The 21198-nt window shown below is 71.4% G+C and carries 21 protein-coding genes and 1 tRNA gene; 11 read left to right on the forward strand and 11 right to left on the reverse strand.

Annotated elements, in window-relative coordinates; translation table 11 throughout:
- Nucleotides 1-347: 347 nt before the first annotated feature.
- The 4 genes from nhaA to ABT381_RS15055 all read left to right on the forward strand — a co-directional run bounded on the left by nhaA (nucleotide 348) and on the right by ABT381_RS15055 (nucleotide 3580).
- The gene (gene nhaA, locus ABT381_RS15040; RefSeq protein ID WP_467754827.1) at nucleotides 348-1745 is read left to right on the forward strand and encodes a Na+/H+ antiporter NhaA; all 1398 of its coding nucleotides are present in this window, start codon (nucleotides 348-350) and stop codon (nucleotides 1743-1745) included.
- Between the two features lie 43 nt (nucleotides 1746-1788).
- Nucleotides 1789-2271 carry a phage holin family protein gene (locus ABT381_RS15045; protein ID WP_351593207.1) on the forward strand — a complete coding sequence of 161 codons (483 nt, stop codon included), beginning with the start codon at nucleotides 1789-1791 and terminating at the stop codon, nucleotides 2269-2271.
- Nucleotides 2268-3221: an alpha/beta fold hydrolase gene (locus ABT381_RS15050; RefSeq protein WP_351593210.1), complete on the forward strand. Its 954-nt coding sequence runs from the start codon at nucleotides 2268-2270 to the stop codon at nucleotides 3219-3221. The genes ABT381_RS15045 and ABT381_RS15050 overlap by 4 nt, the downstream gene beginning before the upstream one ends.
- A 161-nt stretch (nucleotides 3222-3382) precedes the next feature.
- Nucleotides 3383-3580 (forward strand): hypothetical protein, encoded by a 198-nt coding sequence (locus tag ABT381_RS15055; RefSeq protein WP_030260123.1) that lies wholly within the window; start codon nucleotides 3383-3385, stop codon nucleotides 3578-3580.
- A 126-nt stretch (nucleotides 3581-3706) separates the two neighbouring features.
- Here the strand turns inward: ABT381_RS15055 and ABT381_RS15060 are convergent, their stop codons facing one another.
- From ABT381_RS15060 to nth, 3 genes are all read right to left on the reverse strand, one after another.
- Nucleotides 3707-4906, reverse strand: a complete 1200-nt coding sequence (locus tag ABT381_RS15060) for a MarP family serine protease (protein WP_351593213.1) — start codon at nucleotides 4904-4906, stop codon at nucleotides 3707-3709.
- Between the two features lie 13 nt (nucleotides 4907-4919).
- The gene (locus tag ABT381_RS15065; RefSeq protein ID WP_467754830.1) at nucleotides 4920-5669 is read right to left on the reverse strand and encodes an NUDIX hydrolase; all 750 of its coding nucleotides are present in this window, start codon (nucleotides 5667-5669) and stop codon (nucleotides 4920-4922) included.
- Nucleotides 5670-5774: 105 nt separating this feature from the next.
- Nucleotides 5775-6794 (reverse strand): endonuclease III, encoded by a 1020-nt coding sequence (gene nth, locus ABT381_RS15070; protein ID WP_351593219.1) that lies wholly within the window; start codon nucleotides 6792-6794, stop codon nucleotides 5775-5777.
- 356 nt (nucleotides 6795-7150) lie between these two features.
- Between nth and ABT381_RS15075 the strand changes: the two genes are divergently transcribed.
- Nucleotides 7151-7825, forward strand: a complete 675-nt coding sequence (locus tag ABT381_RS15075) for a Crp/Fnr family transcriptional regulator (protein WP_030260115.1) — start codon at nucleotides 7151-7153, stop codon at nucleotides 7823-7825.
- A gap of 160 nt (nucleotides 7826-7985) precedes the next feature.
- Here the strand turns inward: ABT381_RS15075 and ABT381_RS15080 are convergent, their stop codons facing one another.
- From ABT381_RS15080 to sp36, 4 genes are all read right to left on the reverse strand, one after another.
- Complete coding sequence (locus ABT381_RS15080) at nucleotides 7986-8816, reverse strand: MBL fold metallo-hydrolase (RefSeq protein WP_351593223.1); 831 nt, start codon at nucleotides 8814-8816, stop codon at nucleotides 7986-7988.
- On the reverse strand, nucleotides 8813-9730 hold the full coding sequence (locus tag ABT381_RS15085; RefSeq protein ID WP_351593226.1) for an NUDIX hydrolase: 918 nt from the start codon (nucleotides 9728-9730) through the stop codon (nucleotides 8813-8815). The genes ABT381_RS15080 and ABT381_RS15085 overlap by 4 nt, the downstream gene beginning before the upstream one ends.
- Before the next feature lie 263 nt (nucleotides 9731-9993).
- The gene (locus tag ABT381_RS15090; RefSeq protein ID WP_031058695.1) at nucleotides 9994-10458 is read right to left on the reverse strand and encodes a RidA family protein; all 465 of its coding nucleotides are present in this window, start codon (nucleotides 10456-10458) and stop codon (nucleotides 9994-9996) included.
- Nucleotides 10455-10616 (reverse strand): Sp36 family protein, encoded by a 162-nt coding sequence (sp36, locus tag ABT381_RS15095; RefSeq protein WP_019355547.1) that lies wholly within the window; start codon nucleotides 10614-10616, stop codon nucleotides 10455-10457. Before sp36 ends, ABT381_RS15090 begins: the two co-directional genes overlap by 4 nt.
- Before the next feature lie 162 nt (nucleotides 10617-10778).
- On the opposite strand from sp36, the gene bagA reads away from it, so the two are divergent.
- Both bagA and bagB read left to right on the forward strand, forming a co-directional pair.
- Nucleotides 10779-11756 carry an ATPase BagA gene (bagA, locus tag ABT381_RS15100; RefSeq protein ID WP_351593228.1) on the forward strand — a complete coding sequence of 326 codons (978 nt, stop codon included), beginning with the start codon at nucleotides 10779-10781 and terminating at the stop codon, nucleotides 11754-11756.
- Nucleotides 11753-13177: an ATPase BagB gene (bagB, locus tag ABT381_RS15105; protein WP_351593230.1), complete on the forward strand. Its 1425-nt coding sequence runs from the start codon at nucleotides 11753-11755 to the stop codon at nucleotides 13175-13177. The genes bagA and bagB overlap by 4 nt, the downstream gene beginning before the upstream one ends.
- 342 nt (nucleotides 13178-13519) lie before the next feature.
- On the opposite strand, the gene ABT381_RS15110 is transcribed toward bagB, so the two are convergent.
- Entirely contained in the window at nucleotides 13520-13861 is a 342-nt protein-coding gene (locus ABT381_RS15110) for a WhiB family transcriptional regulator (RefSeq protein WP_030260093.1), read from the reverse strand.
- A 392-nt stretch (nucleotides 13862-14253) separates the two neighbouring features.
- Between ABT381_RS15110 and ABT381_RS15115 the strand changes: the two genes are divergently transcribed.
- Entirely contained in the window at nucleotides 14254-16467 is a 2214-nt protein-coding gene (locus ABT381_RS15115) for a transglycosylase domain-containing protein (protein WP_351593234.1), read from the forward strand.
- Between the two features lie 164 nt (nucleotides 16468-16631).
- Here ABT381_RS15115 and ABT381_RS15120 read toward each other — a convergent pair whose 3' ends face one another.
- Nucleotides 16632-17096: a GatB/YqeY domain-containing protein gene (locus ABT381_RS15120; RefSeq protein WP_351593237.1), complete on the reverse strand. Its 465-nt coding sequence runs from the start codon at nucleotides 17094-17096 to the stop codon at nucleotides 16632-16634.
- A gap of 282 nt (nucleotides 17097-17378) precedes the next feature.
- Here ABT381_RS15120 and ABT381_RS15125 point away from each other — a divergent pair, with 282 nt between their 5' ends.
- The 3 genes from ABT381_RS15125 (at nucleotide 17379) to ABT381_RS15135 (ending at nucleotide 19361) form a co-directional block, all read left to right on the forward strand.
- The gene (locus ABT381_RS15125; RefSeq protein ID WP_351593240.1) at nucleotides 17379-18305 is read left to right on the forward strand and encodes a metallophosphoesterase; all 927 of its coding nucleotides are present in this window, start codon (nucleotides 17379-17381) and stop codon (nucleotides 18303-18305) included.
- A 190-nt stretch (nucleotides 18306-18495) separates the two neighbouring features.
- Nucleotides 18496-19275, forward strand: coding sequence for a Pr6Pr family membrane protein (locus tag ABT381_RS15130; protein WP_351593243.1), 780 nt, complete (start codon nucleotides 18496-18498; stop codon nucleotides 19273-19275).
- 12 nt (nucleotides 19276-19287) lie between these two features.
- Nucleotides 19288-19361: transfer RNA gene (locus tag ABT381_RS15135), tRNA-Pro, on the forward strand.
- 158 nt (nucleotides 19362-19519) lie between these two features.
- On the opposite strand, the gene ABT381_RS15140 is transcribed toward ABT381_RS15135, so the two are convergent.
- Nucleotides 19520-20131 carry a TlpA family protein disulfide reductase gene (locus tag ABT381_RS15140; protein WP_351593304.1) on the reverse strand — a complete coding sequence of 204 codons (612 nt, stop codon included), beginning with the start codon at nucleotides 20129-20131 and terminating at the stop codon, nucleotides 19520-19522.
- A gap of 86 nt (nucleotides 20132-20217) precedes the next feature.
- Entirely contained in the window at nucleotides 20218-21138 is a 921-nt protein-coding gene (locus tag ABT381_RS15145) for a LysR family transcriptional regulator (protein ID WP_351593246.1), read from the reverse strand.
- Nucleotides 21139-21198 lie beyond the last annotated feature (60 nt).

The raw sequence follows: 21198 nt of genomic DNA on the forward strand, positions 1-21198 counted from the left end.
TTACTCCCCTGTCCCCCCCCCTGGGGGCCCCCCCCCCCACCCCCGGGGGCCCGCCCCTCTGCCGTACGCGGGACCGGACGCGGGCCGGGCATGGCCGCGCGCCGGAGGGCCACTGCCAACGCGCCCCGGAAAGCCGTGCCGCCGTGCGCCACAGGGCCCGCCACCCGCCGCACGTCACGCGGCCCATCGCCCCATATGCCCGTAACGTGAAGATCGCTGGATCGTTCCTGCGCCGTCCGGGTAGAGTGAAGAACGCGTCAAGAAACGCGCGAACGAACTGGGTGCGCCGGGAAGTCTGGTCGGCAACTGCAACAGCCATGCACAGCTGCCGCCCCGGAGGTCACCGCGTGAGTTCGCCCACCCCCCGCCGTTCCGTCTTCCTCGGGCGGATGTCCCTGCCCGAGCGGAACTACCTCGCGGACCTCCTCCGTACGGAGACCGTGGGCGGTGTCCTGCTGCTGGCCGCCGCGGTGATCGCGCTCCTCTGGGCCAACACCCCGCTCGGCGACAGCTACGAGGCGGTACGCGGCTTCCACTTCGGCCCGGCCTCCCTCGGCCTGGACCTCTCGGCAGAACACTGGGCGGCCGACGGCCTGCTGGCGGTCTTCTTCTTCGTGGCCGGCATCGAGCTCAAGCGCGAGCTTGTCGCGGGCGAGCTGCGCGACCCCAAGGCCGCGGCGCTGCCCGTCATCGCCGCGCTGTGCGGCATGGTCATGCCCGCGGTCGTCTACACCGTCGTCAACGCCACGAGCGGCGGCTCACTGGACGGCTGGGCCGTCCCGACCGCGACGGACATCGCCTTCGCGCTGGCCGTCCTGGCCGTCATCGGCACGTCGCTGCCGTCCGCGCTGCGCGCCTTCCTGCTGACCCTGGCCGTCGTCGACGACCTCTTCGCCATCCTGATCATCGCGGTCTTCTTCACCTCCACGATCAACTTCTGGGCGCTCGGCGGCGCGGCGCTGGGCCTCGTGGTCTTCTACGTACTGCTGCGCAAGGGCGTCCGGGGCTGGTACGTCTACGTACCGCTCGCGCTGGTCATCTGGGGCCTGATGTACAACAGCGGCGTGCACGCGACCATCGCGGGCGTCGCGATGGGGCTCATGCTCCGCTGCCACCGGCGCGAGGGCGAGCCGCACTCCCCCGGCGAGCACATCGAGCACCTCGTGCGCCCCCTGTCGGCCGGTCTCGCCGTACCGCTGTTCGCCCTCTTCTCGGCCGGCGTCTCCGTCTCCGGCGGCGCGCTGCACGACGTCTTCACCAAGCCGGAGACGCTCGGCGTGGTGCTCGGCCTGGTCCTCGGCAAGGCGGTCGGGATCTTCGGCGGTACGTGGCTCACCACCCGCCTGACCAGGGCCTCGCTCAACCCGGAGCTCAAGTGGCCGGATGTCTTCGCGGTGTCGGCGCTGGCCGGCATCGGCTTCACGGTCTCGCTGCTCATCGGCGAGCTGGCGTTCTCCGCCGACCCGGTGCTCACCGACGAGATCAAGGCCGCCGTGCTGACCGGCTCGCTGATAGCGGCCGTACTGGCCACGGTGCTGCTGAAGATCCGCAACGCCAAGTACCGGCGGCTGTACGAGGAGGAGAACCGGGACGAGGACCTCGACGGCATCCCGGACATCTACGAAGAGGACAGCCCCGCGTACCACCTTCGGATGGCCGACCTCTACGAAGCGAAGGCGGCCGAACACCGACGACGGGCCGAGGTGGCCGCCGCCCCCGACTCCGGGCAGGATGGTCCGGCATGATCTGAGAGGTATTCATCCAGGAGACAGAGAACGGGAGCAGTCGATGAGCACAGCAGACGACGGCGCGGACCGCGGCGCGGACCGCAGCCTCGGACAGCTGGTGGCCCACGCCACCACCGAAGTTTCCGCACTGGTGCACGACGAGATCGCGCTGGCCAAGGCCGAGCTGCGGAACGACGTGAAGCGGGCCGGCGTCGGCGGGCTGGCCGGCGGGGCGGCGGCCATCGTGCTGCTCTTCTCCCTGCCAATGCTCAGCTTCGCGCTGGCCTACGGCATCCAGGCATGGAGCGGCTGGCACCTCTCGGTCTGCTTCCTGCTGTCCTTCGCGGCCAACGTCCTGGTCGCCGGGCTGCTCGGCCTGATCGCGCTGGTGTTCTTCAAGAAGGCCAAGGCGGGCAAGGGCCCGCAGAAGACCGTCGCCTCGGCCAAGCAGACGGCGGCCGTCCTGGGGAACGTCAAGCCGCACCCGCGCCAGGCCGTGGAGGAGCACCCGGCGGTCGAGAGTGTGACACGCTCGGCCGTATGACGGCTTCCGCATCCTCGCCGGCACTCTCGCCCGCCTCGGTCGTACGGCTCGACATCCCCGGCGGGCACGAAGTGACGCACCGGGACGTCGCGGCCAACGGCGCGCGCTTCCACATCGCCGAGATGGGCGACGGGCCGCTGGTACTGCTGCTGCACGGCTTCCCGCAGTTCTGGTGGACCTGGCGGTACCAGCTGCCCGCGCTCGCCGAGGCGGGCTTCCGGGCGGTGGCGATGGACCTGCGGGGCGTGGGCGGCAGCGACCGCACGCCCCGCGGCTACGACCCGGCCAACCTCGCGCTGGACATCACCGGAGTGGTGCGCTCCCTCGGCGAGCCGGACGCCGCGCTCGTCGGACACGACCTGGGCGGCTACCTGGCCTGGACGGCCGCGGTCATGCGGCCCAAGCTCGTGCGGCGGCTCGCGGTTGCCTCGATGCCGCACCCCCGCCGCTGGCGCTCGGCCATGCTCTCCGACGCCAAGCAGAGCCGCCGGTCCTCGCACATCTGGAGCTTCCAGCGGCCCTGGCTGCCCGAACGGGCGCTGGTGGCGGACGACGCGGCGCTGGTGGGACGGCTGATCCGGGACTGGTCCGGGCCCCGGCTGCCCGAGGACGACGCGGTCGAGGCGTACCGGAAGGCCATGACGATCCCCTCCACGGCGCACTGCTCGATCGAGCCGTACCGCTGGATGGTGCGGTCGATGGCGCGGCCGGACGGGATCCAGTTCAACCGCCGGATGAAGTGGCCGGTGCGGGTGCCGACGCTGCACCTGCACGGTTCGCTCGACCCGGTGATGCGTACCCGCAGCGCGGCCGGCTCCGGGGAGTACGTCGAAGCGCCGTACCGCTGGCGCCTCTTCGACGGCCTGGGGCACTTCCCGCACGAGGAGGATCCGGTCGCCTTCACCACCGAGCTCATCAACTGGCTCAAGGATTCCGAGCCGGACCGGTGACCTCGCGGCTCGCCCGTTCATCGGTGCGCCGGAAGCCGCCGCAACGCTCCGCCGAACGGTGGGGAACGTGCGTTTGTCGAACAGCCACTTGCCTCGCGCATAGGCCAATTGACCGACACCGGTGCGGTTACGGACCGCGGGGCACGGGCAGAGTCGAGGGTATGGGCTGGACGCACGACTACCGTGACGTGGCACGCAACCGCCGCAGCAACGCCGCTGCGCTGGGCACCAAGGAGAGGAGCGCCCCGGACCTCCGGGCGGGTGGACCTCATGCGCTCGCCGACCCACTCGGCATTCCGCGGATCCTGCGCCGCCGTGCGCGCTGGATGACCGCGCGGCTCCGGCACCCGCGGAGCTGACCGCCACTTCCCGGGCCGCGCCGCCGGGAGCCCGCAGAACGGGCTCACAGGACGGCGGACGCACCGCGCAGGGCCTGGGCCCCCGGAAACCCCGGGGAGCCTTCGCAGCCGCCCCGGGGCTCTTTCTCACATCGCGCAGCCCTGGCTGTCGACCGTCCGCCGGGCCGTACGGCCCCGCTCGATGTCGGTGCGGACCTCGTCGGCCGTCAGGGCGTAGCCGGTGCTGTCGTCGTCGAGGGACTTGGCGAAGACCACGCCGTAGACCTCGCCGGCCGGGGTGAGCAGCGGGCCGCCGGAGTTGCCCTGCCGGACCGTGGCGTAGAGGGAGTACACATCGCGCGCGACCGTGCCGTGGTGGTAGATGTCCGGGCCGTTGGCCTGGATGCGGCCGCGGACGCGGGCCGAGCGGACGTCGTAGCCGCCGTTCTCCGGGAAGCCGGCGACGATGGCGCCGTTGCCGCTGCGCGCGTCCTGGTCGGTGAAGCGGAGCGGACGCGCCTGCAGGTCGGGGACGTCCAGTACGGCGATGTCCCGCCGCCAGTCGTAGAGCACGACCTTCGCGCTGTGGATCCGGCCCCGGCCACCGATCTGTACGGTCGGGTCGGTCACGCCGCCGACGACGTGCGCGTTGGTCATCACGCGGTGCGGCGCGAAGACGAAGCCGCTGCCCTCCAGGACCTTGGCGCAGCTGGTGGCCGTGCCGACGACCTTCACGATGGACTGCTTCGCACGGGCCGCGACCGGGCTGCCGGCCAGCGCCGGGTCGGGCGGCCGCACCTCCTGGATCGGCTCGTTCGAGAACGGCGTGAAGACCTGCGGGAAGCCGTTCTGCGCGAGGACCGAGGAGAAGTCGGCGAACCAGGTGTCGGCCTGCGCCGGGATCACCCGGGACACGCCGAGCAGCACCTTGGAGTTACGGACCTCCTTGCCCAGCGTCGGCAGGGACGTGCCCGCCAGGGCCGAGCCGATGAGCCAGGCCACCAGCAGCATCGCCACGACGTTCACCAGCGCGCCGCCCGTCGCGTCCAGGGCGCGCGCCGGTGACCAGGTGATGTACCGCCGGAGCTTGTTGCCCAAGTGGGTGGTGAGCGCCTGGCCCACGGAGGCGCACACGATCACGATGGCGACCGCCGCGATGGCGGCGAAGGAGCCCGGTGTGGCGTCCTCGGTCACTTCGTTCCAGATCACGGGCAACAGGTAGACCGCGATCAGACCGCCGCCGAGGAAGCCGATCACGGACAGGATGCCGACGACGAAACCTTGGCGATAACCGACGACCGCGAACCACACGGCGGCGACCAACAGCAGGATGTCCAGGACGTTCACGCCCGACACCGTCTCACGAGCGCCAGTCGAGCGGGACCTGCTTGTCCCGGTCCCAGGGCACTTCCCACCCCGCGTAATGCAGGATGCGGTCGATGAGACCGGCGGTGAAACCCCAGACCAGAGCGCCTTCGACGGTGAAGGCCGGGCCGACGTGGCCACTCGGATGGCGGGTCGTCACGCGGTGCGCGGGGTCCGTGAGATCGGCCACGGGGACCGTGAACACCCGGGCCGTCTCGGCCTGGTCGACCGCGCCGACCGGGCTGGGCACGCGCCACCAGCCGAGCACCGGCGTCACCACGAAGCCGCTGACCGGGATGTAGAGCCGGGGCAGCACCCCGAAGAGCTGCACACCGGACGGGTCCAGGCCGGTCTCCTCCCACGCCTCGCGCAGCGCGGCCCGCAGCGGACCGTCACCCTCCGGATCGCCGTCCTCCGGGTCCAGCGAGCCGCCCGGGAAGGACGGCTGGCCCGCGTGCGAGCGCAGCGTCCCGGAACGCTCCATGAGGAGCAGCTCCGGGCCGCCGGCGCCCTCGCCGAAGAGGATCAGCACCGCGGACTGCCGGCCGCCGGTCGCGGGCGGCAGGAAGCGGCTCAGCTGCTGCGGCCGGACCGTCGCCGCCGCGTCGGCCACCGGGCGCAGCCACTCCGGCAGGCCCTCGGTGGTGACACGGATGTCCAGGGCGGCCGCCCCCGTGCCGGCCGCCTGCGCTCCGTACGCCCCCTGACCGTCCGTCTGCCGTCCGTACGCGTCCTGTCCGCACATCCCCTGCGCCGTCTCCTGTGCTCTCGTCATACGCGCCCCCTCAGGCCCTCGTTGCGATGGTCACCCACGGACCCGCCCCGGAGCCGTCCTGGCGTCATCCGTGCGTCATGCGGCCCCCAGCGGGGGCGCGGGCTCGCCGGGAAAGCCGGCCGGGGGCCGCAGCCGCTGCCCCGGCTTGCCGCCCATCTCGTACTTGAGCAGCTTCTTCGCCTTCTCCGGGTCCATCTCGCCCTCGCCGTACGACGGGCACAGCGGCGCGATGGGGCAGGCGCCGCAGGCGGGCTTGCGGGAGTGGCAGACGCGGCGGCCGTGGAAGATCAGGCGGTGCGAGAGCATCGTCCACTCGCTCTTGGGGAAGATCTCGGCGATCTCCGCCTCGACCTTCTCCGGGTCCTCCTGGGTGGTCCAGCCGAAGCGGCGGACCAGCCGCCCGAAGTGCGTGTCGACCGTGAGCCCGGGGACGCCGAAGGCGTTGCCGAGCACGACGTTGGCGGTCTTGCGGCCGACGCCGGGCAGGGTCACCAGGTCCTCCAGCCGGCCCGGCACCTCGCCGCCGAACCGGTCGCGCAGCGCGACCGACAGGCCGAGCAGGGACCGCGCCTTCGCCCGGAAGAAGCCGGTCGGACGGATCAGCTCCTCCAGCGCCTCGGGGTCGGCGGCGGCCATGTCCTCGGGCGTCGGATACGCGGCGAAGAGGGCCGGGGTGGTCTGGTTGACCCGCAGGTCGGTGGTCTGGGCCGACAGGACCGTGGCGACCAGCAGCTCGAAGGAGTTACGGAAGTCCAGCTCGGGGTGGGCGTACGGATACACCTCGGCGAGCTCGCGGTTCATCCGGCGGGCGCGGCGGACCATGGCGACCCGCGACTCGGGCTTCCGGGCGGCGGGGGCGGCCTTCTTGGCGGGGGCCTTCTTCGCCGGCGTCTTCTTGGCGGCCGTCTTCTTGGCGGCCGTGGCGGTCTTCTTCGCTGCGGTCTTCGAGGACGCAGCCGTCTTCCTCGCGGCCGTGGCGGTCTTCTTCGCGGCTGCGGTCCGCTCGCTCGTGGTGGCCGGATTCCTGCGGGTCGGTCCGTCACCCGTGGCCGGGTCCGCCGAGGTCGGCGCGGCGGTCTCCGCCGGCTCCGTCACCCGGGCCTTTTTCCCCGTCGGCGCCCTTTTGGCGGTAGCGGCCCCGGACGGCTCGGAGTCCCGTTTCGGAGGCTTCGCGGCATTCGCGCTCGCCTGTTCGCCCACAGCAGAATCATGGTCTGCGCTCACTCGTCCGGCCCCCTAGTCCTGTGCTCTCACCGGCGTATTGGACACTCGGCCAGACTAAGGCCACCCACTGACATCCGGCCCGATCACCAAGAATCGCGCCCCCAATCGGCCCCCTGCCTTATGGCGGCGGACACCTGTCCGGCATCCTTGTGATTGATCGCACTGTTTTGCATTCCGGCATGATGGGGACCTACGTCACCCGGAGCATGTCGACAAGGAGAGAACTCGTGGACGACGTTCTGCGGCGCGCACCGCTCTTCGCGGCGCTCGATGACGAGCAGGCTGCCGAGCTGCGTGCCTCGATGACCGAGGTCACGCTTGCCCGTGGTGACGCCCTGTTCCACGAAGGGGACCCGGGCGACCGCCTGTACGTGGTCACCGACGGCAAGGTGAAGCTGCACCGCACTTCCCCCGACGGCCGCGAGAACATGCTCGCCGTCCTCGGCCCCGGTGAGCTCATCGGTGAGCTGTCCCTCTTCGACCCGGGCCCGCGCACGGCCACGGGCACGGCGCTCACCGAGGTGAAGCTGCTCGGCCTGGGCCACGGCGACCTCCAGCCCTGGCTGAACGCGCGCCCCGAGGTGGCCACGGCCCTGCTGCGCGCCGTCGCCCGACGGCTGCGCAAGACCAACGACCAGATGTCCGACCTGGTCTTCTCCGACGTTCCGGGCCGTGTGGCGCGGGCCCTCCTGGACCTGTCGCGCCGCTTCGGCGTGCAGTCCGAGGAAGGCATCCACGTCGTGCACGACCTGACCCAGGAGGAGCTGGCCCAGCTGGTCGGCGCCTCCCGCGAGACGGTCAACAAGGCGCTCGCGGACTTCGCCGGCCGCGGCTGGCTGCGCCTGGAGGCCCGCGCGGTGATCCTCCTGGACGTCGAACGCCTCGCCAAGCGGTCGCGCTGACCGCTGCGCGTCAGCGCACGTACGCGAAGGGCCCCGCCTCCGTGCGGGGCCCTTTCGCATGGGGGCATCGCCCCGGAGTGCATATCGCCCGTCCTCGGACGCGCGCGTCGCTGCCCCCGGACACCGCGTCCCCGCCCTGAGGACGCGCGCGCCGCCGCCCTCAGACCAGCCCGTGCTCCCCCAGGTAGTCCAGCTGCGCCCGTACGGACAGCTCGGCCGCGGGCCACAGGGAGCGGTCGACGTCCGCGTACACGTGGGCGACGACGTCCGCGGCCGTACGGTGGCCCGCCTCGACCGCCGTCTCCACCTGGGCGAGCCGCTTGGCCCGGTGCGCGAGGTAGAACTCCACGGCCCCCTGCGCGTCGTTCAGCACCGGCCCGTGGCCCGGCAGGACCGTGGTCACGCCGTCGTCGACCGTGAGGGAGCGCAGCAGCCGCAGCGAGTCCAGATAGTCGCCGAGGCGGCCGTCCGGGTGCGCCACCACCGTCGTACCGCGCCCCAGGATCGTGTCCCCGGTCAGCACGGCGGCGTCGGCCGGCAGGTGGAACGAGAGGGAGTCGGCGGTGTGCCCGGGCGTGGGGACGACGCGCAGCTCCAGGCCGCCGGTCGTGATCACGTCCCCGGCGCCCAGGCCCTCGTCCCCGAGGCGCAGCGCGGGGTCCAGGGCCCGTACCGGCGTACGGGTCAGCTCGGCGAAGCGGGCGGCGCCCTCGGCGTGGTCGGGGTGCCCGTGGGTGAGCAGGGTGAGCGCGACGCGCTTGCCGGCCCGTTCGGCGGTCTCGACGACCGCCTTCAGGTGGCGTTCGTCCAGCGGTCCCGGGTCGATGACCACCGCGCGGTCGGAGTCCGGCTCGGCGACGATCCAGGTGTTGGTGCCGTCCAGGGTCATCGCGGACGGGTTCGGCGCCAGTACGCAGTACGCGCGGGCGGTCGCGGCGCCCGAGAGCACGCCGCCGCGAGGCTGTCCGGGAAGTGCGGCTGCGTCGGTCATGCGGCGGGCCCTTCGGGGGAGCCGGGTGCGGCGCCACCGTTGCCGGCCGCCGCCCCCGGGGGGATGTGTTTGGTGAACTCTTCGTGGCCCGGCCAGCTCAGCACGATCCGCCCCTCCACGAACTCCGCGCGCGCCAGTACGGGCGCGAGGTCCTGCCGGCCCGAGGCGGCGAGCGCGTCGGCGGCGCTGCCGTACGGCTCCAGGGTGCGCAGCGTGGCGATCGTCGGCGGCATCATCAGCAGCTCGCCGCGGTCGTAGCCGGCCGCCGCCTCGGCGGGCCGGGTCCACACCGTACGGTCGGCCTCCGTGGACGCGTTACGGGTGCGCTGGCCTTCGGGGAGCGCGGCGACGAAGAACCAGGTGTCGTAGCGCCGCGGTTCGAACTCGGGGGTGATCCAGCGCGCCCAGGCCCCCAGCAGGTCGCTGCGCAGCACCAGGCCGCGGCGGTCCAGGAAGTCGGCGAAGGACAGCTCACGGTCGACGAGCGCGGCCCGGTCGGCCTCCCAGTCGTCCCCCGTGGTGTCGGCGACGACGGTGCCGGCGGACGGCCCGGCGAGCAGCACCCCGGCCTCTTCGAAGGTCTCGCGGACGGCCGCGCAGACCACCGCCTGCGCGACGGACTCCTCGACGCCCAGCCGGGCCGCCCACTCGGCGCGCGAGGGCCCGGCCCAGGCGACGGGCCGCTCGTCACGGGGGTCGACGGCGCCGCCCGGATACGCGTACGCGCCGCCCGCGAAGGCCATGGAGGCGCGCCGGCGCAGCATGTGTACGGCCGGTCCGTGGCCGGAATCGCGCAGCAGCATGACGGTGGCCGCACGGCGGGGCGCGACCGGCGTCAGCTCACCACTGGCGAGCGCTCTGATCCGGTCCGGCCATTCGGGCGGATACCACTGGCCATTGGTCGTCGTCGACATGGCCGGATGCTATGCGTTCACGCGCGGATGTTCGAGGGGGCCCGGTGCAGGCGGGGGCTTCGCGCGGAGGTTTGGGGAGCGGGCGGCGCGCATACATGGGCGCGGGCGTGGGGCCCCACTCAACCCATACCCGGAGGGGTAGGGGGGTGAACCGGGTGGGGCACGGTCGCACTGCCCTGACGACGCCGCCCCGCCTCGCGCTCTACGTACAGGCGCGACGGCGGGGCGGCGGGGCGGACGAATCGTCTCGGTCGGGGAACCGCTCAGTCCGCGATCTCGACCTGGATCTCGACCTCGACCGGCGCGTCGACCGGCAGTACGGCCACGCCCACCGCGGAGCGGGCGTGCACGCCCTTGTCGCCGAGGATCTCGCCGAGCAGCTCGCTCGCGCCGTTGATGACGCCGGGCTGGCCCGTGAAGTCCGGCGCGGACGCCACGAAGCCGACGACCTTCACGACCCGGACGATCTTGTCCAGGTCGCCGGTCACGGACTTCACGGCGGCCAGCGCGTTCAGCGCGCAGACGCCGGCCAGCTCCTTGGCCTGCTCGGCGCCGACCTCGGCGCCGACCTTGCCGGTGGCCGGCAGCGCGCCGTCCACCATCGGCAGCTGTCCGGAGGTGAAGACGTAGTTACCGGAGCGCACGGCCGGCTGGTAGGCGGCCAGCGGCGGCACGACGTCGGGGAGCTTCAGGCCGAGCGACTCGATCTTGTCCTCGACCCGGCTCATGCCTGCTTCTCCCGCTTCAGGTAGGCAACCAGCTGCTCGGGGTTGTTCGGGCCGGGCACGACCTGGACCAGCTCCCAGCCGTCCTCGCCCCAGGTGTCCAGAATCTGCTTCGTCGCGTGCACCAGCAGCGGCACGGTCGAGTATTCCCACTTCGTCATGGGGCGAGCGTAATGCCTGTACACGGCGCCCGAGGACGCGCGTCCGCAGCGCCCCTGTACGCGTCTGCCGCCGCCCCCGAAGGCGCGCGCCGGACCGTGGCATACGCGACAGGCCCGGCGTCTCGTGCGTAGCAGCCGGGCGGACTGGTTAGGCTCCATGGCGTGAGCAGGCTCCATGTCGTCAGCGGCAAGGGCGGTACCGGCAAGACCACGGTCGCCGCTGCCCTCGCGCTCGCCCTGGCCACCGAGGGGCGACGCACCCTCCTGGTCGAGGTCGAGGGCCGGCAGGGCATTGCCCAAGTGTTCGAGACCGAGGCGCTGCCTTACGAGGAGCGCAAGATCGCCGTATCCCCTGGGGGCGGCGAGGTGCACGCGCTGGCCATCGATGCCGAGCGCGCGCTCCTCGACTACCTCCAGATGTTCTACAAGCTCGGCGGAGCCGGACGCGCCCTGAAGAAGCTCGGCGCGATCGACTTCGCCACGACCATCGCACCCGGGCTGCGGGACGTCCTGCTGACCGGCAAGGCGTGCGAGGCCGTCCGCCGCAAGGAGAAGAACGGGCGCTTCGTGTACGACGCGGTCGTCATGGACGCGCCGCCCACGGGCCGCATCACGCGCTTCCTGAACGTCAACGACGAGGTGGCCGGGCTCGCGAAGATCGGCCCGATCCACAATCAGGCGCAGGCCGTCATGCGCGTACTGAAGTCACCCGAGACGGCCGTCCATCTGGTGACGCTGCTGGAGGAGATGCCGGTCCAGGAGACCGTGGACGGCGTCGCCGAACTGCGCGCCGCCGGGCTGCCGGTGGGTGGCGTGGTCATCAACATGGTCCGGCCCACGGTGCTGGCCCCCGACGAGGTGGACCTGGCCGCGAACGGGGCCCGTACGGGCATCGCGGCGGCGCTCTCCGGCGCCGGACTGGGCGGCGCACGCCGTGGCGGCCGCGCGGAGCGGCTCATCGATCCGCTGCTGGAGCAGGCCCGCGAGCACGCCGAGCGGGTCGCGCTGGAGAGTGCGGAACACACCGAGATCACCGGGCTCGGGCTGCCGACGTACGAACTGGAGCTGCTGGCCGAGGGCGTGGACCTGGCCGGGCTCTACCGGCTGGCCCGGGAACTGCGGAAACAGGGACCGATATGACATCGGAGTACACGACCTTGGACGCTTCGGCTCCGCATCTGGACGTGGACGCGCTGCTCGACGACCCGCAGACCCGCATCGTCGTCTGCTGCGGCTCGGGCGGCGTCGGGAAGACCACCACGGCGGCCGCACTGGGCGTCCGCGCGGCGGAACGCGGCCGACGGGCCGTCGTCCTCACCATCGACCCGGCCCGCCGGCTCGCGCAGTCGATGGGCATCTCCGAGCTGGACAACGTCCCGCGTCAGGTCAAGGGCGTGAGCGGCCCCGGAGGCCGGGGCGAGCTGTACGCGATGATGCTGGACATGAAACGTACGTTCGACGAGATCGTCGAGGCGCACGCGGACAAGGAGCGGGCCAGGGCGATCCTGGACAACCCCTTCTATCAGTCCCTGTCGGCCGGGTTCGCCGGCACGCAGGAGTACATGGCCATGGAGAAGCTGGGCCAGCTGCGCTCCCGCGACGAGTGGGACCTGATCATCGTCGACACCCCGCCGAGCCGGTCGGCGCTGGACTTCCTGGACGCGCCCAAGCGGCTGGGGTCCTTCCTGGACGGCAAGTTCATCCGGGTCCTGATGGCGCCCGCGAAGGTCGGCGGCCGGGCCGGGATGAAGTTCCTGAATGTCGGCATGTCGATGATGACCGGGACGCTCAGCAAGCTCATGGGCGGCCAACTGCTCAAGGACGTCCAGACGTTCGTGGCCGCCATGGACACCATGTTCGGCGGCTTCCGTACCCGCGCGGACGCCACGTACCGGCTGCTGCAGGCCCCCGGGACCGCCTTCCTGGTCGTGGCCGCACCGGAGCGGGACGCGCTGCGCGAAGCGGCGTACTTCGTGGAGCGGCTGGCCGCCGAGCAGATGCCGCTGGCCGGCCTCGTACTGAACCGCGTACACGGCAGCGGCGCCGACCAGTTGAGCGCTGAACGGGCACTGGCGGCGGTCGAAGCGCTGACCGACATGACCGGAGCGGGGAACTCCGCACCGGCGGACGGAGACGGCGCCGAAAATCTTGGCGACGGCGGAATTGTGGATCTCGAGGGCGGGAAGGCTGGATCACGTACCGCCGACGCTCCCTCCCCCGCTGCGCCGGCGCTGCACGAGCAAGACCCTTCCGCAACTCCCGAATCGAAGCAGTCTCCCGAGGCCCGGTCGGCCCGACTCGCCGCCGGCCTGCTGACCCTGCATGCCGAACGCATGCAGGTGCTCGCGCGCGAGCGGCGCACCCGCGACCGCTTCACCGCGCTGCACCCTGAAGTACCGGTGGCCGAGATCGCCGCTCTGCCCGGTGACGTCCATGACGTCGCGGGACTGCGCGAGATCGGCGACCGCCTCGCGTCCGGCCCCGCCGACACCGACGGGACGAGCGACGCGGACAAGACGAGCGACACAGGCAACGCGAGCGACGTGAGCGACGCCGGCTGACATAGGCCGAGGCGGCCCGCAGACACGCCCTGCAGACACACAGGCGCAGCAAAACCGCGCACCCACCGGGCCGACGCATCACGCACCGGCCTTCGTGCTCCGGTGCCCACCGGCGGCCGATTCCGCCGCCGCGTCGGCACCCGCACCACGCTGGTGAACACGGCAAGTAAAGGCGGTAACCGCGCGCGTCAGCTCAACAAGCCGTCGCGCATCTCGCGCGTCGACTCAAAAGGCCGACTCAAGCGCCGACGGCCATGCCGCAGTCGGCGCTCACCTGACCCGGCCGGATCTGCGCCGGGTATTCATGTCCCGACCGACGGGCCGGGCACACCACGGGCCGGCTCAGCCGACCGCGGCGAAGTTGTTGTCGTACTCCTCGTCTTCGCAGTCCACGAGAATTCCCGCGCTGCGCTCGTATTCCGTACGTGCCGTCTCCAGCAGCCGGCGCCACGAGGTGACGGTCGGGCGGCGGCGCAACAAGGCCCTCCGCTCGCGCTCCGTCATCCCGCCCCACACGCCGAATTCGACGCGGTTGTCCAGCGCGTCGGCGAGACATTCGGTCCGCACGGGGCATCCGGTGCAGACCGCCTTGGCGCGGTTCTGCGCTGCCCCTTGAACGAACAGCTCATCCGGATCGGTCGTGCGGCAGGCTGCCTGTGCACTCCAGTCGGTTACCCAGCTCATGCTGGCGCCGTCCTCTCCCGAATCGAGGCTCCCCCACGGCGGCAACCGGCATATTCACCGTTGCCAGTTGAGGACGTTACGGAAGGCAGGCAGGGCGCAACACCCCCTTCGGGCCCAATCTTGAATGGTCCGAACGGACTATGCGTATGCGGCAGATCACCCAACGGAGTGAGCGCAGGGCATACGTCGCTTTTCTGGCAGGCCAGGACAGTTCAGGGTGTTTCCCACAGGTCACGGACGAGCGCGGGCGACACATGCGGGCAATCCGGTCACCGGCCCCGCGGCAGAAAAAGGTGATGTGCTGGTGCGGAACCACGTTCGAGTGACAGGCGTGAACAGAGTAAGCGAACAGATGCGCCCCTGTCCGGTGATTGAGAACGTAGGGTGCCCTCATGGGTAAGAAGCGCGACGGTGGCGGCCTCACCGCGACCCAGCAGGCCGCGAAGTTCCTCGGCGTGAGTGTCCTGGCCGGAGCCGTGCTGGCGGGCCTGGCTCTCCCCGCCGCCGGCGCGCTGGGCCTCGCCGCCAAGGGGACGGTCGAGGGGTTCGACGACATCCCGTCCAATATGAAGACGCCACCGCTGAGCCAGCAGACGAAGATCCTGGACGCGAACGGCGGCGAGATCGCCAAGGTCTATTTCCGCAATCGCACGGTGGTGGACCTGAAGGACATCTCCCCGTACATGCGGAAGGCGATCGTCGCCATCGAGGACTCGCGCTTCTACCAGCACGGCGCGGTCGACATGAAGGGCATCCTGCGCGCGGTCAACAAGAACGCGCAGTCCGGCGGGGTCTCCCAGGGCGCCTCGACGCTGACCCAGCAGTACGTGAAGAACGTCTTCGTCGAGGAGGCGGGCAACGACCCGGACAAGGTCGCGGAGGCCACCCAGCAGACCATCGGCCGCAAGGTCAGGGAGCTGAAGTACGCGATCCAGGTCGAGAAGGAGCTGGGCAAGAAGAAGATCCTGCAGAACTACCTGAACATCACCTTCTTCGGGCAGCAGGCGTACGGCGTCGAGGCCGCCGCCCAGCGGTACTTCAGCAAGCCCGCCAAGGACCTGAACCTCCAGGAGTCGGCGCTGCTGGCCGGAATCGTCCAGTCGCCGAGCCGGTACGACCCGGTCAACGACCCGGAGGAGGCCACCAAGCGGCGCAACACCGTCCTGCAGCGGATGGCCGACGTCCACGACGTCACTCAGGCGCAGGCCGACGCCGCCGCGAAGAAGCCGATCGAGCTGCACGTCAGCACCCCGCGCAACGGCTGCATCACCGCCGTCGACGGCGCCGGCTTCTTCTGCGACTACGTCCGCGAGGCGTTCCTCAACGACCCGGTCTTCGGCAAGACCCCCAAGGCGCGGCTGGCCCGCTGGCAGCGCGGCGGCATGACGATCCGTACGACGCTGGACCCGCAGGCCCAGAAGTCCGTACAGAAGTCGGTCAGCGATCACGTGTACGACTCCGACCCGGTCGCCACCGCGGCGGCGCTGGTCGAGCCGGGCAGCGGCAAGATCCGCGGCATGGGCCAGTCCCGGCCGTACGGCTTCAAGACGCACCAGACGCAGATGAACCTGTCCGTGGACGGCGACATGGGCGGCGGCGCGGGCTACCAGCCGGGCTCGACCTTCAAGCCCGTGATCGCGGCGGCCGCGCTGGAGCAGGGCGTCAGCCCGAACAAGGTGTACCCCTCCCCGTACAAGATGCAGTACCCGAGTCCGGTGTCCACCTGTAAGGGACAGTGGTCGGGCAGCGCGCCGGTGGAGAACGAGAACCGCAGCGAGAAGGGCCCGTACGGCATGAAGGAGGCGACCGCGAAGTCGGTCAACACCTACTTCGTGTCGCTGATCAGCGACGTCGGCATCTGCCCGGTCACGAAGATGGCCGACAAGATGGGCATCAAGCGGGCCGACGGCAAGGACATCGACCAGGTGCCCTCGATCACCCTGGGCACCCAGGAGATGTCGCCGCTGACCATGGCGGCGGGGTACGCCGCGTTCGCCAACCGCGGCGAGTACTGCACGCCGGTCGCCATCGAGTCGATCACCGGCCCGAACGGCAAGGCGATGAAGGTCCCGCGGACCAGCTGCCACCGGGCCATGTCGGAGAAGACGGCCGACACCATAAACACCCTCCTGCAGGGCGTCGTCGAGGACGGCACCGGCAAGGAGGCCGGCCTCAGCAGCCGGCCCAGCGCGGGCAAGACCGGTACGACGGACGGCCGTTACGCCGCCTGGTTCGTGGGCTACACCCCGAACATGGCGGGCGCGGTGTGGGTCGGCGACCCCGAGCACAAGCGGCGGATGGTCGACATCAACATCGGCGGCCGCCCGTACGACAAGGTCTTCGGCGGCCAGGTACCGGGGCCGATCTGGCGCGACGCGATGGCCGGGGCGCTCGCCGGGAAGCCGGCGCCGGGCTTCCACACGGTGCCGATCCGCGACCCCAAGGGCAAGAAGAAGAACCGGGCCAAGCCGCCGGCCGGCTCGCACGACAACAAGCCCGGCGGTGGCCACATCGACCTCCCCGACCTGCCGGACGTCATAGAGGGCGGGGGCAACGGCGGCTGGAACTGGCCGGGCGGCGGGAACGGACACGGCCACAAACGGTGAGCCGGGCGGCGGGTAACTGACGCGCGTGACGCATGGATGTGGAAAGGGGCGCCCCTCCTCGGAGGGGCGCCCCTTTCCACATCAGTGCGCGGTCAGCCCGCCGGACGCGATCGGCCCGCCGGGCACGATCGGCCCGTCGAGCGCGGCCGGCCCGTCAAGGGCGCTCAGCCCGCGAGCAGCTTCTTCACCGTGGCGGCCACCCGGCCGCCCTCGGCGCGGCCCGCGACCTTGGGGTTCACGATCTTCATGACGGCGCCCATGGCCCTCGGGCCCTCGGCGCCGCTGCCCTTGGCCTCCGCGACCGCCTCGGCGACCAGCTGCTCCAGCTCGTCGTCCGTGAGCTGCTTGGGGAGGTACTCGGCGAGCACCTCGCCCTCCGCCTGCTCGCGCGCGGCCTGCTCGGCCCGGCCGCCCGTCTCGAAAGCCTCGGCGGCCTCGCGGCGCTTCTTCGCCTCGCGCGCGATGATCTTCTCGACCTCGCCGTCCGACAGCTCGCGTGCCGCGGTCCCCGCGACCTCCTCCTTCTGGATCGCGGTCAGCGTGAGGCGGAGGGTGGAGGAGCGCAGTTCGTCGCGCGCCCTGATCGCTGCGGTGAGGTCGTCCTGCAGCTTCGTCTTGAGCGTGGTCATGACCCAAGTTTGCCAGGGCCCGACGGGTACCGCGCGGAGTTATCGGGCCGGACCGCGCTCCGGAGAGCGCTGACGCCCGTACGGAAACATGCCGAAGAGGACTGTCAGCGGTCGCAAGCAGGCATCGGCGGTCGTCCGAACCACGTCGGCGGCCGTACGAACCGCGTCGGCAGTCGTCCGAACCGCGTCGGCGGTCGTAAGAACCACATCGGCGGTCGCGCTGCGGCAAGATCATCCCGCCCCATGATGTTCCCGCTCCCGCTCTCTGCCACGATGGGAACCATGCGCGCGCGATACGGAGTACCCCTGTCCCTCACGGCGGTCGGCGCGGCCGGCCTCGCCTACGCCGCCGGCATCGAGGCCCGGTCCTTCCGGCTGCGGCGGGTGACGATCCCCGTACTGCCGCGCGGCATGCGGCCGTTGCGGGTCCTGCAGGTGTCCGACATCCACATGGTCGGCGGGCAGCGCAAGAAGCAGCGCTGGCTGCAGTCGCTGGCCGGCCTCCGCCCCGACTTCGTCGTCAACACCGGCGACAACCTCTCCGACCCCGAAGGGGTGCCGGAGGTACTGGACGCGCTGGGCCCGCTGATGGAGTTCCCGGGCACGTACGTCTTCGGCTCGAACGACTACTACGGACCGAAACTGCGCAACCCCGCCCGCTACCTGATCGAAAAGGTCCAGGGCCGGCACGGACTGAACGGCAACGCGCCCGCCGTCGGCGTCGTCCACAACCCGTGGGAAGAGCTGCGGGACGCCTTCGACGCGGCGGGCTGGGTCGGCCTGTCCAACACCCGCGGCCGCCTGAAGCTCGAGGGCATCGAGATCGCGCTGACCGGCCTGGACGACCCGCACATCAAGCGCGACCGGTACGCAGAGGTGGCCGGCGGCCCCGAGGAGGGCGCCGACCTCTCCCTCGCCGTCGTACACGCCCCGTACCTGCGCTCGCTCGACGCCTTCACCGCCGACGGCTACCCGCTGGTCCTCGCCGGGCACACCCACGGCGGCCAGCTGTGCGTCCCCTTCTACGGCGCCCTGGTCACCAACTGCGACCTGGACACGGGCCGGGTCAAGGGCCTCTCCACCCACACCGCCGGCGAGCACACCTCCTACCTGCACGTCTCCGCCGGCTGCGGCACCAACCGCTACACCCCCGTCCGCTTCGCCTGCCCGCCCGAGGCGACCCTGCTGACACTGACGGAACGCGCCTGAGCGGTCCGGCCACCGGGGGCCGGGGGCCGCACGATCACGTGCCGGCCCCGGGCTCCGGCCTGCGGCGATCCAGTACAGGCCAGGCGGTGTCACCCCAGCCCGGCTTCGGCCCAGCTTCAGCCCGACTCCGGCACGATCCAGCCTCCCCGTACCGTCCCCAATCCCCCCATAACCCGTCTAGCGTGGAGGGATGATCGACCCGACCCGGTCCGACCCCACCCGTTCCTCGCACTACGCGACCGGCCCGGCCGGCGCCTCGGCGCTCACCCCGTCCTCCGCGGTCGCGCCGCACGCCCGCCGTCCGCTCGCCGCCCTCCTGCGCGTCCTGCTCGCCGCGGCCGCGGCCACCGGCGTCGCCCTGGAGATCAGCCTCTCCGCCGACCCGCCGCGCGTACTCAGCGACTTCTCCGTCCAGGCCGGCGCCGCCTTCGCGCTCTGCGCCCTGTGGTCCGCGTACCGCGCCGGGAGCGGCCGCCGCCCCGTCTCCCCCCGGATCACCGGCGCCCTCCTCCTCTATGTACTCGCCGCCGCCGTCCTCCACCACACCCTCCCGGCGCCGGCCCCCGGCGACTCCACGCTCCCCGACGGCTCCTCCGCCACCGGCACCGTCGCCGACCAGCTCCTGCACACGGTCGCCCCGCTCGGTGCCGTACTGGACTGGCTCCTCCTGACCGCTCCGCGTCAGTACCGCCTCCGCCACACCTGGCAGTGGCTCGCCTACCCGGCCCTGTACCTCCTCTTCGCCGTCCTCCGCGGCGCCCTGCTCGCCCCGGGCACCCCCGGCCGCTATCCGTGGCCCTTCCTGAACGCCGCCACCCACGGTTACCCAACCGTCCTGGCCCACGCCCTCCTCTGCCTCCTGGCCCTCTACTTCCTCGCCGCGGCCCTCCTGGCAATCGACCAGTTCAGGCCCGCTCCCCCGCGCCCCGGATACCGGATTTCGCGTACGGGGATCGGTCCGCTAAAGTAGAGCTCGTTGCTTCGGGGTGTAGCGCAGCTTGGCAGCGCGCTTCGTTCGGGACGAAGAGGTCGTGGGTTCAAATCCCGCCACCCCGACTGAAGAAACACAGGTCAAGGGGCCTGATCCGCGAGAGCGGGTCAGGCCCCTTGCTGTTTCTGCGGCTTCGGCGGCGGCTTTGGGAGCCGGTCGGGAGACGATCTCGGCAAAGCGGCCTCAAGTGAGGGGGGTCACAGCGCGAGGGGAGAGCGGTCTCTCAACTACCGGCGATCAGAGGCTTGAGCATCTCGCGCAGCTGGCGCTCGCCGAGGGGGCCGATGGCTCGTGCCGCGGTCCGGCCCCGGCGGTCGATGGCGATGGTCGACGGCAGGAACTGTGGGTTGAGGCTGCCCTTGGGGAACCGCAGCATGAGCTTGCCCGACGGGTCGAACAGGCTGGGGTACGGCATCTTGTGCGTCTCTTCGAAGCCGACAGCCTGACTCGTGCTGCTGTCACGGGTGTTGATGCCGACGAATTGCACGCCCTTGCTCCGGGTTTCCTCGGCGACTTTGGCGAAGTGGGGCGCCTCGGCGATGCATGGCCCGCACCAGGAGCCCCAGATGTTGAGAACGACGACCTTCCCCCGGTAGTCGTCAATGTTCAGTGGTTTACCGCGCGTTGTCGTGCCGCGTATGTCCGGAGCCGGCTTTCGATCGGCGGCGGGAACCGTGTCGAAGCCGTCCTGGCCCTTGATGAATCCGGCTCGGGAGCCGCCACCGGAGTTCTTGTCTCCGCAGCCGGTCAGGGCCAACGCGGCGGCGCAGGCGGCGAGTAGGGCCGTGAGCCCGCGGGTGGCGGGACGAGTGAAGGGCCTACTCCGGAAGGTCATGCCGACAGTCTTGCAGGGCATATGAGTGGCCGTATGGGTGGCCGTATGGGTGGCCATGTGGGTGGTCTTCTGGTTGGTACGTGAGGTCAGGGCAGTGGCATGTTGTTGATGCGGGGGGCCAGTTCGCGGGCGAGGGTGGTGGCGAGGGCGCGGAAGACGGCTACTTCCGGGTTGAGGTCGTGGGCGCGGGCCGCGAGGTGGCTGGACTCGGGTGGGGCGTCCAGTACGGGGACGAAGACCGCGCCGGGCCAGTTGTAGTAGCGGGCGAAGGAGCGGAGGCCGGAGCCGGCGCCGTGGCCGGTGAGGACGCCGGTGAGGACTTCCTGCGGGAAGAGGGCCACGCTGCGGCCGCGGCGGGCGGCCTCGTTGTGGAAGTAGAGGTAGTCCTTGAAGATCGCCGGCGTGTGGTCGGGGACCCGGAAGATCGGCAGGTCGGCCAGGTCGGCGACGCGTACGCCCTCGGTGCGGGCGTCGGCGAGCGGCGCCGAGCCGGGGACGACCACGATGCGCTGCTCGGTGAGGAGCGCGTCGCCGACCAGCCGGTCGTCGTCGGGCATCGGCCGGATGAAGGCCAGGTCCACCCGGTCCTCCACCAGCGCCGAGACGTGCTCGGTGAAGTTCAGCTGGATCACCTCGACGGGGACCTCGGGCCGGGCCCTGCGATAGGCGTTCACCGCGGCCGGGGTGATCTCCGCCGAACCGTGCCCCATGATGCCGACGCGCAGCGGGCGCGCGGTCGCCTCCCGCTCCCGGCGCACCGCCTCGTGGACGTCCTCGACCGCCGCGTCCGCCGCGGCCAGCAGCGTGCGGGCGTGCTCGGCGAGGCGTACGCCGGCGGCGGTCGGCCGTACCGGATTGCGGTGCAGCAGCGGGGTGCCCAGCTCGCTCTCCAGGCGGCGGATGTGCTGGGTGACGGCGGGCGGAGACAGGAAGAGGCGGGCCGCCGCCCGGCCGAAGTGCTGTTCCTCGACGACGGCCAGGAATGACGCGAGCAGCCGGAGGTCCATGATTTCCCAGGATACGGCGCGGTCACGGCCGGGGCGGCGGACCGTTCACGATTCGTGAAG

Source organism: Streptomyces sp. NPDC000151 (assembly GCF_040301705.1).
Taxonomy (GTDB): Bacteria; Actinomycetota; Actinomycetes; order Streptomycetales; family Streptomycetaceae; genus Streptomyces.

Coding starts and splice junctions, on each gene's coding strand:
- ABT381_RS15120 (WP_351593237.1), bottom strand. CDS start 17,096: ATGACCACGCTCAAGACGAAGCTGCAGGACGACCTCACCGCAGCGATC.
- ABT381_RS15110 (WP_030260093.1), bottom strand. CDS start 13,861: ATGAGCTGGGTAACCGACTGGAGTGCACAGGCAGCCTGCCGCACGACC.
- ABT381_RS15090 (WP_031058695.1), bottom strand. CDS start 10,458: ATGAGCCGGGTCGAGGACAAGATCGAGTCGCTCGGCCTGAAGCTCCCC.
- bagB (WP_351593230.1), top strand. CDS start 11,753: ATGACATCGGAGTACACGACCTTGGACGCTTCGGCTCCGCATCTGGAC.
- ABT381_RS15080 (WP_351593223.1), bottom strand. CDS start 8,816: ATGACCGACGCAGCCGCACTTCCCGGACAGCCTCGCGGCGGCGTGCTC.
- ABT381_RS15045 (WP_351593207.1), top strand. CDS start 1,789: ATGAGCACAGCAGACGACGGCGCGGACCGCGGCGCGGACCGCAGCCTC.
- ABT381_RS15130 (WP_351593243.1), top strand. CDS start 18,496: ATGATCGACCCGACCCGGTCCGACCCCACCCGTTCCTCGCACTACGCG.
- sp36 (WP_019355547.1), bottom strand. CDS start 10,616: ATGACGAAGTGGGAATACTCGACCGTGCCGCTGCTGGTGCACGCGACG.
- ABT381_RS15125 (WP_351593240.1), top strand. CDS start 17,379: ATGCGCGCGCGATACGGAGTACCCCTGTCCCTCACGGCGGTCGGCGCG.
- ABT381_RS15065 (WP_467754830.1), bottom strand. CDS start 5,669: ATGTGCGGACAGGACGCGTACGGACGGCAGACGGACGGTCAGGGGGCG.
- ABT381_RS15115 (WP_351593234.1), top strand. CDS start 14,254: ATGGGTAAGAAGCGCGACGGTGGCGGCCTCACCGCGACCCAGCAGGCC.
- ABT381_RS15055 (WP_030260123.1), top strand. CDS start 3,383: ATGGGCTGGACGCACGACTACCGTGACGTGGCACGCAACCGCCGCAGC.
- ABT381_RS15145 (WP_351593246.1), bottom strand. CDS start 21,138: ATGGACCTCCGGCTGCTCGCGTCATTCCTGGCCGTCGTCGAGGAACAG.
- ABT381_RS15140 (WP_351593304.1), bottom strand. CDS start 20,131: ATGACCTTCCGGAGTAGGCCCTTCACTCGTCCCGCCACCCGCGGGCTC.
- ABT381_RS15085 (WP_351593226.1), bottom strand. CDS start 9,730: ATGTCGACGACGACCAATGGCCAGTGGTATCCGCCCGAATGGCCGGAC.
- ABT381_RS15050 (WP_351593210.1), top strand. CDS start 2,268: ATGACGGCTTCCGCATCCTCGCCGGCACTCTCGCCCGCCTCGGTCGTA.